Raw genomic sequence first — 12399 nt, 5'->3', positions numbered from 1 at the left:
GGTAACGTACAGGCCGGCCATGCGGTCCAGTCCGGTGTAGTCGTAAACCCCCGCGCCGGCGCTGCTGCGGGCGCTTTGAGTGGTGCTGACCACATTCAGGTCGCGCCCGGCCGTGGCCAGCAGGCGCTTGTCTGCCTGGATCACGCCGCCGATGTTGTTCAAATCGGTTTTGGCGGCCACCGTCACGTCCTGGCCCTGGATGCGGCCGGCCAGGTTGTGCACGTTGTCGGCGTTGAGGGCGACGATGGTGCGCCCGGCGATGGTGCCGCTGTTGGCCAGGTCGCCGGAGAGGTTGAGCTTGACGCTCTGGCCGGCCAGCAGGCTGCCGTCGCTCTTGAGGTCGCCGGGCTTGACGGCGACATAGACTTGGGGAACCAGCACTTTCTGGATACTTCCATAGTCCAGGCTCACTTCGCGCTCGACCAGCCAGACGATGTCGCTGGTGAGCTGGGCCATTTGGGCGGCGCTCAGCGCGATGCCGGGGCGCAGGCTCCATTGCCGCGCCACGGTGACGCCGCTGTCGATCAGGGCGCGGTATTGGGCCTCGTCGCTGGCAAACCCTTGCAGAAAGCGCTGGCCGGTCAGCTGCGCCACCTGCTCGTTGATCAGGCGCTGCTCGTAGAAGCCATCGCCCAGCCGCTTTTGCAGGGTGGCCGGGTCCAGGCGCAGCGCGCTGAGCAGGTAGTCGCTGCTCAGCCAGGTCTTGTAGCTGGCAAATCGCGGATCGGTCTCGACCAGATACCGGCTCGATGGCGCCGGGTTGACGCGAAACAGGCTGTTGCCGGGGATCGCCGTGTTCGGCACGGTGGTGCGAATGACGCTGGGCAGAGCGCCCGGGGTGTTGCGGTTGATGGCGGCAATTTGGGTGATGGTGCCCACGCTTTGAGCTTGCCCCAGTTGAACGCCGGGGGAGCCGGCCCCAGCCGCGCTTTGGCCAATGCCCGGGGCCAGTGGGCTGGCCGGAACGCTTGCGCCTACCCTGGGCGGCGCCGTGTTGCCCTGGCTCTGGGCCAGCGCCAGCGTGACGGTTTTGGGGATCTCTTGCGCGTAGGCGGAGGTCTGCCAGCCATAAACATCGTCGCAGCCAAACGCCCAATCGCAGTCCTGTCCGATGACGCCCCAGCTGTAGGCGGTGCCGCTGCGCTGGCTGGGGGCGCTGACGGAGGCCGTGCGGTTGTCGATGCTGCGGCCTGTGACGCTCAGCGCGCCGCCGGCAATGATCTTGCTCTTATCATTGACCAGCGCATCGCTGGCGGCCAGCGTCATGGCGCCCCCGCTCAGAATCTGGCCGGGCTTGCTGGCCAGCGTTGTCGCGGTGTAGCTGGTCTCGGTGTAGCTGCGGTAAACGTCGTAGCCCACCAGGCTGGCCGTGACCTGGGGTTTGAAGACGTCGAGCTTGGCTTGCAAGTCAGCCCATGGCTGCGGAGCCGTCACATAGGATTGCGTCGGCGCGGCCACGCCAAAGTCGGCCCAGATGGGCGAATCAGCAGTGTAGTTATAGGCGGCCGCCACGTTCACGGTCTGCGGGGCGTCCCCGCCACCTGTTTCATAGCTGTACGGCGCCTTGTATGCGGGGGGGCCCTCGTAATAAGCCTTGAACCTGGGGTTGGCGTAAGGGCTGGAGCTCGGCACTATTTTTTCGCGCATCACAACCGTCATGGAGGGGCCGCCAAAAAACGATACTTCGATTCTCTCCGCGCCCAGCCAGGCGACATCGGCGTCGCTATACACCCCCTGCGGCGTGATGTAGTCGGTTTTGCCGACCGAGCCCGAAGGAACGACGGTGTAGCTGAAATGCTCGTTGGTGTTGCTCAGTTGGCCGGTGGCAATGCCGAGCCCGCCCAGGGCTTCGATGGTGGCACTGTTGTTGTTCACGGTCTGCGCCTGGCCGGTAGCGCGCCAATTGATATCCAGACTGCCGCCAATGGCCATGTCCCCTGCACTGAAGAGCAGGGCGCCTTCGCGGTTGTTGAGGGTTTGGGCCCCGATGTCGAGCCGGCTTCTGGCGGCAATGACGGCGGCCTGGCCGTTTTCTGCATCGTTGTTCAGCGTGGTGGCCGCAATCGCCAGCTCGGTGCCAAAGATGCGGCCGGTGCCGATGTTGTTCACGGTCGTGGCCTTGAGCCGGGTCTGCGTCCCGTCAATCAGCCCCCGGTTGGTCAGCGTGCCGGTGGCCGTCACGTTGGTGTTGGCGGCGCTGATTTCACCGGTGGCGGTGTTGTTGATGTTGGCGGCAGTCACGTTGATGGTGTTGCCGGCCAGCAGTTTGGCGTGGTTGGTGAGATCGCCGCGGATGTTCAGGCTGGCCGTGCCGTTGGCCGTGAACTCGCCGGTATGGGTGAAATCACCATTGAGGGTGACGCTCAGGTCGCCCTGGCTCAACACTCTGCCGTCCCCGCTCAGGCTGCCGCTGTCGATGTTCAGCGCCTGCCCGGCGATCAGCGTGCCCTGCGTATTGGTGATGCTTTGGGTCTTGGCCGCGGGGTTGCTGGCGGCATGGCTGTCGCGCACGTCCACGGTGTGGCCTGAAGACACCAAGCCCTGGGTGTTGTTGAGAGAGCCGGTACCGACAATTTGCACGGACTGGTCGGCACGGATGGCGCCTTGTGCGTTGCTCACATGGTTGGCAGCCAGCGCGACCGATTTACCTTCCAGGCCCTGGCTGCTGGCCTGTGTGTTGTCGTTCCCTATATTGCTGGCGGCTACCGTCAGGGTGTTGCCCGAACGCATGAGGCCTTGCGTGTTGACCACCTCGCCCGTGCCCACATTGACGCTGACATCGCCCAGCGCCTGTAGCTGGCCACCCTGGTTGTTGAACCGGGTGGCGTTCAAGACCATGGCGGCCTCGCTGGTCATGATGCCGTTTTGCGTATTGCTGATGACCGCACTGTTGGCCGTGATGCCGCCCCTGGCGCCGATGAAGCCGGCCTGGTTGTTCAGGTCGCCCGTCGCGAGGGCGAGCGTGCCTTGCCCGAGAATGCCTTTGCTGGCTCCGGAGTTGGTATTGGCCAGCAGCTGGCCGTGGGTGTTGATGGTCAGCAGCGCGTTGGCCTGGATCAGGCCGGCGTCATTGAGCAACGACCCGCTTTGCACGTCCAGCGCGGCGCGCGCAGAGAGCGTGCCGCCGGTGTTGTTGAAGGTCTGGCTGCGGCTGTCAATGCTGACCGCCTGGCCGGTCATCACGCCGCTGGCATTGGTCAGGCCGTTGCTGGCCGTATGAACATCCAGAGCCGCTTCGATACGGCCCTGTGTGTTGTCGATGGCGCCGCCGGTGGTGCCGAGGCTCAGGCCGCCTTGGACGGAACTGATGGTGCCCCGGGTGTTGTCAATGGTGCTGGCCATAAGGGTGTTTTGGCCGTTGGAGGCCAGCAGGCCCTGCGTGTTGTTGATGCCTTGCGTTGCGCTGGCTGTCAGCGTGGTGCCGGCACTGATTTGGCCCCGGCTGTTGTCGATGTTTTGCGCTGTGAGCAGCGCGGCGCCGTCCGCGCTGATTTTCCCCAGCGCCGAGTTGTCGAGGGTGCCGCTGGCGTTGATTGTCAGGCCCGCTCCGCCCGCCGCCTGGATGACGCCGCCCTGATTCTTCAGCTTGCCCGTCGTGAGCGTGATGTTGCCGTAGCCGGCAATGACACCCGAGCTGTTGTCCAGCGAGGTCGTGGCGGTGATGCTGGCGTTGCCCGTCCCGCTCTGGATGATTTCACCGCCGCGATTGCTCAAGGTGCTGCTGTGAATGGCCAGTTGAGCAGCCACCACGCGGGCGGCATCAAGCGTTGCGCTGCCTGCGTTCAGGTTCAATGCATGGTTGCTCTGAATCAGGCCGCTGGTGCCGCTCAAAGTGTTGGCCGTTATCGCCAATTGACCGGTACCGGCGTGCTCGATCTTGCCGGTGGTGTTGGTCAGCGTTTGTGCGGCCAGTGTCAGGTTCTGGGCGTTGGCAGCGATGCGCCCTTGCGCGTTGTTCAGGTCACCAGCCAGGTTGATGGCCATGTCGCCAAGACCGGTCTGAACAATCTCGCCACCTGCATTGGACAGGCTTTGCGCGCTGAAGTTGAGCTGATTGCCCGACACGCGGGCGCCATCGGTGCGCAAATTCTGCCGCGCGCTCACCGTCAAAGTCTGGTCCGCCGCGAGACTGGCGTTGCTGGCGTTCACATCGCCGGCGGTGGCGGCGAGGTTCAAATCACGGGCACTGAGCTGGCTGCCGGACAGATCAAGGTGGGCGGCGGCATGGCTTTGATCTCCACCAGAAACGCTTCGGCCATGAAGGGCCAGGTTCTGGGTGGCTTGCACATTAAGGTTTCCGCTGGCCGATACGGACCCATCGGGCCTCAAACCGGCCGCCCAGATGGAGCCTGTTGTGCTGCTGACCTGGCTGCTGGCGCCGAGGGCGGTCGCCGTGACGTTGCCCTGAGCGGCGATGACGCCGCTGTTGGCAACATCACCGCGCGTGGCCAGGCTGGCATCCCCCTGGGAGTACACCGTACCGCTGTTGTCAATCCCGGCACTGGCGCTGAGGGTGACGCCGGTGGCGCCATTGACAGTGCCCGAATTTCGGAGCCAGCCGTCCGCGCTGAGCGTGAGCTGACCGGTACCGGCACTTAGCTGGCCGCTGTTGCGCACGCCCACGCCGGCTTCCGTGCTGATCAAATGAATCTTGCCCGCGTACATGCCGCCCAACTGGGCAACATCGAGCGCAAAAGCCGGTGCAGGGCCCGCGCCCGCTATGGGAGCGGCCTGCGTCTGGTCGGCGCTGATCTGATTGGCGCCCGTGGTGAGCTTGAGCTCATTGGCCCAAACCGGGGCATTGACTTGCACGGCCCTGGCCAGAATGCTGGTGTAGTCCGTCTGGCTTGCGTCCAGACCCGCGCCGTTGATGGTGACCAGACCCCGCTGCACCAGAAATCCATCCAGGTTGCCGCCCGTCATGGAAGGAACCCCGGTGGTGATGGTGGCACGGCTGGCATTGATGAATCCACCGCCGTCAATATTGACGCCCGCCGGGTTGGCAATGATCACTTCGGCACGGCTGCCGGCAACCTCCACAAAACCGCGCAGCTGGCTAGGATTGCTGGAATTGACTTCGTTCAGAATCACCCGCGCCGGGCCACTGGCCAGCCACGGATTGCCTTGCACCCAGCCGCCGAGCTGGGTTTGGGCATTGGTGCGGCTGTTGTTGAGGATGGCGCCGGGCCGGTTGACGTCGAACCGGCTGTAGGTGTTGCGACTGACGCCAGCGGCCGATGGGGTTTGTATGTTGACCTGGGGTACACCGTTGGCGGTGTTGAGAACGGTGGGGCGCTGGTTTCCCGGCGCACTGGGGTCGGCAACGATTTGCGCCTGGGCTGCTGACATCAGGTGCAACGGTGCGCCTGCCAGACACAACACCGCAAAAGCGAGGCGGCCCAGTCGGGCATAGCCGGTGCTTGCGGCGTCGTCCAAACCTCCCGGCCGCTGACCTTCCGTCGCGCCATTGGCCTTGCCGCTGCTGGCAGCCGTTTCCTGCACCACCATGCGCTGGCCGCGTGCTTGGCTGAAAATGATGCGATGCAGGTTCTTGTTCATGAGTGTCCGGTATCAAGAAAGTTGAATCTAGAAGCTGTAGTTCAGGGAGAAGCCCGCTGTGGCCTTGGCGGTCTGGAATGCGTCCGGCTTCTTGATGGGCTTGCCAACAAAGATGTCGTACTGCAAGCCCTTGAGCGAGCCCCGCAGACCAAGCACCGCGCCGCTCAAACGCTTGCCCACGAGAAATTCGCTGGACGGCCCGCCCACCTGACCATGGTCCAGAGCCACATAGGTTTCCTGGCCGCTGCCGCCCAGCGCCAGGCTGAGTTCATTGCGCCACAGCCAGCCGCGCTCGGCCGACAGGGAGGACTCACCGTCGAAGCCGCGCACGGTGTAGCGCCCGCCTATGGCAAAGCGGTCTTGTGGGGTCAGGGGGGTGTGATTGAGCTGGATGCGCCAAACGCCGGTGTAGCGCAAGTTCTGGCTAAGTGCCTTGAACGGTGCGTTGAAGGTGGCGTCCGCGGTGCTTATTCTCATTCGCGACGTTCCTTCACCGAAGGCTTCCTCGGGCGCGGGCAGAGAGCCGAAAGTGCCGGTGCCGCGCTTGTAGGCCAGGTTCATATCCAGCGTTGCGTTGCCGATGAATTCACGATGGCTCACACTGGCCTCGAAGCCACCGACCACCCGGCGCTGGACTTCAACCTCGGTGTCGTCAATGTAGTTGTTGGACGCGCGCTTGAAGGCACGGATGGCAACCGTCGTCTTGCGCGCTGCATCGCGGTACATCAGCCGAGACAACTTGACTTCCACGTTGCTGCTGGTGCCGCGGTACACATAGGTCTGGTTGGCGCCCGCCACTGACTGGTAATAGCGGTTGTTGCTGGCCGTGGCGCCCAGCAACCAATAGCCCAGCGGCACCGAGTAATGCACCGTATTGCCGTAGGTGCCTCGCGCGCCGTCCAGGCCGCCGCCAAGGTCACGGTTGAGCGAGACGTAGAACAGGTCGTTGAGCGTCCACCAGTTGTCGTAAGACAGCGTCATGCCGCCCTGGTACTTGCCGGTGGCCTTGGAGCCGCTGTCGTCGGCAAAGAGCGACAGACGAAAGGGAAGGGCCTGCCGATAGCTGATCACCAGGTCGCTCTGGCCCGGCCGGGCATCTGCTCCATTGGCCGGTTCGATCTGGATATCGGCTTCAGCGGTCGGCACGCGCTTGAAGTTTTCCAGCGCTTGTTCGATGTCGCGCAGGTTCAGGATGTCGCCTGGTTTGGCGGGCACGGCGGTCCAGGGGTTGCCCCGCGCGTCGCTGTCGGCTGAAAACCGTATGGCGCGAATGCGTCCGGGGATCACGGTGAGCGACAAAATGCCGCCCTTGAGGTCTTGCGGCTCGGCCAGGACGCGGGTGGTGACATAGCCGCGCGCGATGATGGCGTTTTGCACCCGCTTGATCAGCAGGCCCACGCTTTGGGCGCCCAGGCAACGGCCTGTCGGGGAGTCGCTGTGGTCCGGGCCTGCCGCCGCATCCAGTGCCCATGCAAACTGGGCTACCGGCGCGGCTTTGTCGCCATCGACGCCCTGGAGCCTGAGCTGATGGATCACGAAGCAAGGTGACTCGGCTGCCGGCAGCCTGGGAGATTCGGCCTCTGGAGGCCTGGGCAGACGCACATCAGGTGTGCGTTCCTGCTGCTCACGCAGAACACGGTCTCGCTCCTGCGCCCGGCGCTCCTCTTGCGCGGCACTGGTTTGGGGGGCTGCCTGGGCGAGCGCTTGACCGGTCAAGCAAGAAATGGCCAAGCCAATCCCTGCGCTGAAAGTGCTGAGCTTGAGATTTGCGCTGTTTTTCGTGCACGCTGGCACTACCCCGAGTGATTCACCCAAGTCATCGTGTGGCTTGGCCAATCACGCGCTCCTGATTCGTTCTTCTTGTTACCCAGACTTTGGTCCGGTGTTATCGCGCAGTTTAAATTTGAAAGCGACCCAATCGAGGCGCATCGTTAATGCTTGCGAATTATTTTTTTGCTTTTTCAGAAACTAATTCACAACTATCGACTTAGCATGCTTATATCTGATGCGACATAAGTCTTCTGAGCCTTTCAGCTTCGAGTTGCGCGGTCAGATCATTGCCGGGTTTTGTTGAACGCGGTGGAGCATCCCTGTCAGTTCTGACAGGTCGTAAGTGCTTACTCAGCAGTCCGAAGCTAGCGCGACATACTTTGTCATCCTGAGCGCAGCGAAGGATCCCGGTATGCTGGCAAGATTCTTCGCGTTGCTCAGAATGACAGCATGGCTGGCGTCGCCTTCGTTACGGACTGCTGAGCAAGTGTTGTCTTTGAGCAATAAGCTGCGAATGGGATTTTGCAGACCCTCCCTGGCAAGAGCCAAGTGGTTTTACGGGTTTGCAATTTCGCACAATCGTGCTAATATCCGCGCCATGGACGCCAAAACCCAGAAAAGTGAGCTGACCCGCGCCGCCATCATAGGCGCCGGGGTTGACCTCGCGTCTGCGGAAGGGCTGGAGGCCATCACGCTGCAGGCGGTGGCGGACCGCATCGGCTTGTCCAAGAGCGGCGTGTTCTCGCGCATCGGCTCGCGCGAGGCCCTGCAAAAAGCCGTGATCGAGGAATTCGGCCGGCGTTTTCTGGCCGATGTCTTTGTGCCGGCCATGCAGCAGCCCAAAGGCCTGCCGCGCCTCAACGAAATCGTGCGCCGCTGGATTGTGCGCATGCGCGATGTCGAAGTGGAGCAAGGCTGCATCTACACGGCCGGCGCATTCGAGCTGGACGACAAGGAGGGCGAGCTGCGCGACACCCTGCTGCAGGAAGTGACGCGCTGGCGCGCCGCCTTGCGCCGCACCGTCATGCAGGCCATCGATGCCGGTCACCTGCAGCCCAACACCGACCCCGAGCAGCTGGTCAGCGAAATCAGCAGCCTGTCCATTGGCCTGTTGCACGATGCGCGCTTTCTGCGCGACCCGCGTGCGGCCGAACGCACCCAGGCGTCCTGGGAGCGCCTGATTAACAGCTATAAAGCCTGATCGTTGAGGGAGGCCCGCGTGCCTTTGATTGCCTTGTATTTGTTTTGTGCTTGCTCTAATTTCGCACGATCGTGCGAAAAAAGGAAAATGCCATGTTGATCATCATTTTTTCAATCGCTGGTTTTCTGCTGGTACGCGGCGTGATGGCCGCGCTGGCCTCGCTGCGCCAGTTGCCGCGCAGCAATCAAGACTGGATTTATTACTGAAATTTAGGCTGGGGCCTGGCCCCCGGCTGATTCAAAAGTGGAGAGTCCCATGACACGCACATCCCTGCAGGCCACCACGGCCTACTACAACGCCAGCCCGGTCACGCGGATGTTCCGCTGGGGCCTGGGTGCCTCGCAGCGCCTGTGGCCGGCGCTGGCCGTGCGCGCGGCCTACCGCCTGTTCGGTACGCCGCTGCCGCCCAAATGGCTGAGCCGGCGCAAGGCCTGGAGCCCCGACTGGCACATCGAGCAGTGGCCGTTTGAAGACGCCAGCCTGACGCTTTATTCCCGCCCGATCGCGCCGCATGGCCCGGTGGTGCTGCTGGTACACGGCTGGGGCGGGCACGCCGGCCAGATGCTGGCGCTGGCCGACACGCTGGCGGCGCAGGGCCTGCGGCCCGTGATCGTCGAGATGCCCGCGCACGGGCGCAGCCGCGGCTCGACCAGCAACCTGCCACAGTTTGCGCGCGTGATCGAGTACGTCACGGCGCGCCTGCAGCAGCAGGGCTACAGCGTGCATGGCCTGGTGGCGCATTCGCTGGCGGCCAACGCCAGCGCCTATGCCGCCAGTCGCGGCCTGCCGGTGAGGCGGCTGGTGCTGCTGGCTCCGCCCGCCTCGCCGCATGAGTACACGCGCCTGTTTGCCCATGTGTTTGGCCTGAGCGAGACCACGCGCGCGGCAATGCAGCGGCGCGTGGAAGCGCGCGAAGGCATTTTGATGCCGCAGTTTGAACCGGCGGCGGTGGGCCCGCGCATCGCCATGCCCACGCTGGTGGTGCATGACCGGCGCGACAGCATCAACCGCTTTGCCGATGGCGAGGCCTACCGCGATGCGATTGGCAGCGCACGCCTGCTGGCCACTGAAGACCTGGGCCACCGGCGCATCCTCAAGGACCCCGAGGTGCTGCAGCAGGTCGCGCGATTCGTGGCGTCAAAGGAGTGATGCCCCCATGAACGCCTATATTGTTGACTTCGCCCGCTCGCCGTTCCACTTCGCCCGCAAGGGCCAGCTTGCGGGCCTGCGCCCCGACGATCTCGCGGCCCAGGTCGTGCGCAGCCTGCTGGCGCGCCAGCCGTTCGAACCCGGGCTGATCGAGGACATCATCCTCGGCTGCGCCTACCCCGAGGGTGCGCAGGGCGACAACCTCGCGCGCATCGTCGGCTTTCTCGCCGGCCTGCCGAGCAGCGTGGCCGGCATCACCATGAACCGCTTCTGCGGCTCGTCAATGTCGGCCATCCACGTGGCCGTCGGCAGCATTGCCACCGGCGCCGGCGAGGCGTTTCTCTGCGTCGGCGTGGAGTCGATGAGCATGGTGCCGCAGGGCGGGCTCAACAGCTCGCCCAACCCGAGGCTGTTGGCGGATTATCCCGAGGCCTACACCGCCATGGGCATGACGGCCGAGAATCTCGCCAACCGCTATGCGATCCCCCGCAGCGAGCAGGAGTTGTTCGCCACGGCCAGCCAGCAAAAGGCCGCGACCGCCGCGCGCACCGGGGCGTTCGAACGCGAGATCGTGCCGGTGCAGCTCGGCGACGGCACGCTGATCGACGCCGATGGCTGCCCGCGCCCCACCACCTCGGCCGAAGGCCTGGCCCAGCTCAAGCCGGCGTTTCTGGAAACCGGCAGCGTGACGGCCGGCACCTCGTCGCCGCTGACCGACGGTGCGACGGCCGTGCTGGTGGCCAGCGAAGATTTTGTCCATGCCCACGGACTCAAGCCGCTGGCACAGATCAAGGCCATCGCGGTGGCGGGTTGTCCGCCCGAGATCATGGGCATAGGCCCCGTGCCCGCGAGCCGCAAGGCGCTGGCGCGGGCCAGGCTCACGATGGCCGACATCGACCTGGTCGAGCTCAACGAGGCGTTCGCGTCGCAGGCCTTGGCTTGCCTGCGCGACCTCGAGATCGACCCGCGCAAGCTCAACCTCGACGGCGGTGCGCTCGCGCTCGGGCATCCGCTGGGCGCTACCGGCGCACGCATCACCGGCAAGGCCGCGGGCCTGCTGCAACGCACCGGTGCCCGCTATGCGCTGGCCACGCAGTGCATAGGCGGCGGCCAGGGCATTGCCACCGTATTGGAACGCGTCTAGGGCCAATACCCGTTCAATCAAGCCGTTCGCCCTGAGCCTGTCGAAGGGTCGGGTCGCAAGCCTAGAGGGCTTCGACAAGCTCAGCCCGAACGGGGTGTGGTGTCTGACTGAACCGTACGTCTAGCACCGCGCAAGCTGCGCACTCTTGCAACGCGGCTTGCGCGGCACGGTCATTACCCATAGCATTGCCACACTTTAAAAAGGAGCGGTGATGGGAATGTTTGACTGGACCGAGAAAAGCAGCACGGTGCTGCAACAGGGTGGCGTGATTGGCCCGGACGAGCGCCTGCCCTGGCCGCAGACCGCGGTGATGGGCGTGCAGCACGTGATTGCGATGTTTGGCGCCACGGTGCTGGCCCCCATCCTGATGGGTTTTGATCCCAACATCGCGATTTTGATGAGCGGCATCGGCACGCTGATCTTCTTCCTGATCACCGGCGGCAAGGTGCCCAGCTACCTGGGCTCAAGCTTTTCCTTCATTGGCGTGGTGATTGCCGCCACGGCCTATGCCGGCAAGGGGCCCAATGCCAGCATCGGCCTGGCCCTGGGCGGCATCATCGCCTGCGGCGTGCTCTACACCCTGATCGGCTTCATCGTGCAGGCCGCGGGCACGGGCTGGATCGAGCACTTCATGCCGCCTGTGGTCACGGGCGCCGTGGTGGCCGTGATTGGCCTGAATCTGGCCGGCATCCCGATCAAGAACATGGCCGCCAGCAACTTTGATTCATGGATGCAGGTGGTGACCTTTGTCAGCGTGGCGCTGGTTGCCGTGATGACACGCGGCATGGTGCAGCGCCTGTTGATTCTGGTCGGCCTGATGGTCGCCACCCTGATCTACGCAGCGCTGACCAACGGGCTGGGCCTGGTTGGCTTGGGTATGGGAAAGCCGGTCGACCTCTCCACGATTGCCAATGCCGCCTGGATCGGCATGCCCGGCTTTGCCGCTCCGGTCTTCAGCGCCAACGCCATGCTGCTGATTGCGCCGGTTGCCATCATTCTGGTGGCGGAAAACCTGGGCCACATCAAGGCGGTCACGGCCATGACCGGCAAAAACCTGGATCAGTACATGGGCCGCGCCTTCATCGGCGACGGTGTGGCCACCATGGTCTCGGGCAGCACCGGCGGCACCGGCGTGACCACCTACGCGGAAAACATTGGCGTGATGGCGGCCACCAAGATTTACTCGACCGCCGTGTTTGTGGCAGCGGCCCTGATGGCCGTGCTGCTGGGCTTCAGCCCCAAGTTTGGCGCGCTGATCCAGGCGATTCCGCTGCCGGTGATGGGCGGCGTGAGCATTGTGGTGTTTGGCCTGATCGCTGTGGCCGGCGCGAAAATCTGGGTCAGCAACAAGGTCGATTTCTCGGACAACAAAAACCTGCTGGTGGCGGCCATCACGCTGGTGCTGGGCACCGGCGACTTCACGCTGAAGTTTGGCCAGTTTGCGCTGGGCGGCATAGGCACCGCGACCTTTGGCGCCATCCTGCTGTACGCGCTGCTGAATCGCAAGGTTAAGCCAGCGCCCAATTCGCTATCAATTTAATAGCTAACAGCGCATGCAACTCGCGGGCTGCACGCG

6 protein-coding genes are annotated in these 12399 nt (G+C 64.0%); 4 read left to right on the top strand and 2 right to left on the bottom strand.

All coding sequences use genetic code 11. The features are described from left to right. Together V6M61_RS07125 and V6M61_RS07120 are read right to left on the bottom strand one after the other, a co-directional pair. Window positions 1-5559, bottom strand: a 5559-nt coding sequence (locus V6M61_RS07125) for a two-partner secretion domain-containing protein (protein WP_332775872.1), incomplete at its 3' end; no start/stop codon positions are given. A gap of 27 nt (window positions 5560-5586) precedes the next feature. Beyond that, window positions 5587-7284 carry a ShlB/FhaC/HecB family hemolysin secretion/activation protein gene (locus V6M61_RS07120; protein WP_442957743.1) on the bottom strand — a complete coding sequence of 566 codons (1698 nt, stop codon included), beginning with the start codon at window positions 7282-7284 and terminating at the stop codon, window positions 5587-5589. Between the two features lie 643 nt (window positions 7285-7927). On the opposite strand from V6M61_RS07120, the gene V6M61_RS07115 reads away from it, so the two are divergent. From V6M61_RS07115 to V6M61_RS07100, 4 genes are all read left to right on the top strand, one after another. Continuing rightward, the gene (locus tag V6M61_RS07115) at window positions 7928-8530 is read left to right on the top strand and encodes a TetR/AcrR family transcriptional regulator (RefSeq protein ID WP_332775870.1); all 603 of its coding nucleotides are present in this window, start codon (window positions 7928-7930) and stop codon (window positions 8528-8530) included. Between the two features lie 255 nt (window positions 8531-8785). Beyond that, on the top strand, window positions 8786-9679 hold the full coding sequence (locus V6M61_RS07110; RefSeq protein ID WP_332775869.1) for an alpha/beta fold hydrolase: 894 nt from the start codon (window positions 8786-8788) through the stop codon (window positions 9677-9679). 7 nt (window positions 9680-9686) lie between these two features. Further along, on the top strand, window positions 9687-10823 hold the full coding sequence (locus V6M61_RS07105) for a thiolase family protein (protein WP_332775868.1): 1137 nt from the start codon (window positions 9687-9689) through the stop codon (window positions 10821-10823). 211 nt (window positions 10824-11034) lie between these two features. After that, window positions 11035-12363 carry a solute carrier family 23 protein gene (locus V6M61_RS07100; protein WP_332775867.1) on the top strand — a complete coding sequence of 443 codons (1329 nt, stop codon included), beginning with the start codon at window positions 11035-11037 and terminating at the stop codon, window positions 12361-12363. The last annotated feature ends 36 nt before the right edge of the window (window positions 12364-12399 follow it).

This window comes from Polaromonas sp., assembly GCF_036676035.1.
Lineage (GTDB): Bacteria > Pseudomonadota > Gammaproteobacteria > Burkholderiales > Burkholderiaceae_C > Polaromonas.
This window is presented reverse-complemented; position numbering and strand designations above follow the sequence as displayed.

Bases quoted from the DNA above. Each gene is read 5' to 3' on its own strand.
- V6M61_RS07115 (WP_332775870.1), top strand. From the start codon at position 7,928: ATGGACGCCAAAACCCAGAAAAGTGAGCTGACCCGCGCCGCCATCATA.
- V6M61_RS07110 (WP_332775869.1), top strand. From the start codon at position 8,786: ATGACACGCACATCCCTGCAGGCCACCACGGCCTACTACAACGCCAGC.
- V6M61_RS07105 (WP_332775868.1), top strand. From the start codon at position 9,687: ATGAACGCCTATATTGTTGACTTCGCCCGCTCGCCGTTCCACTTCGCC.
- V6M61_RS07100 (WP_332775867.1), top strand. From the start codon at position 11,035: ATGGGAATGTTTGACTGGACCGAGAAAAGCAGCACGGTGCTGCAACAG.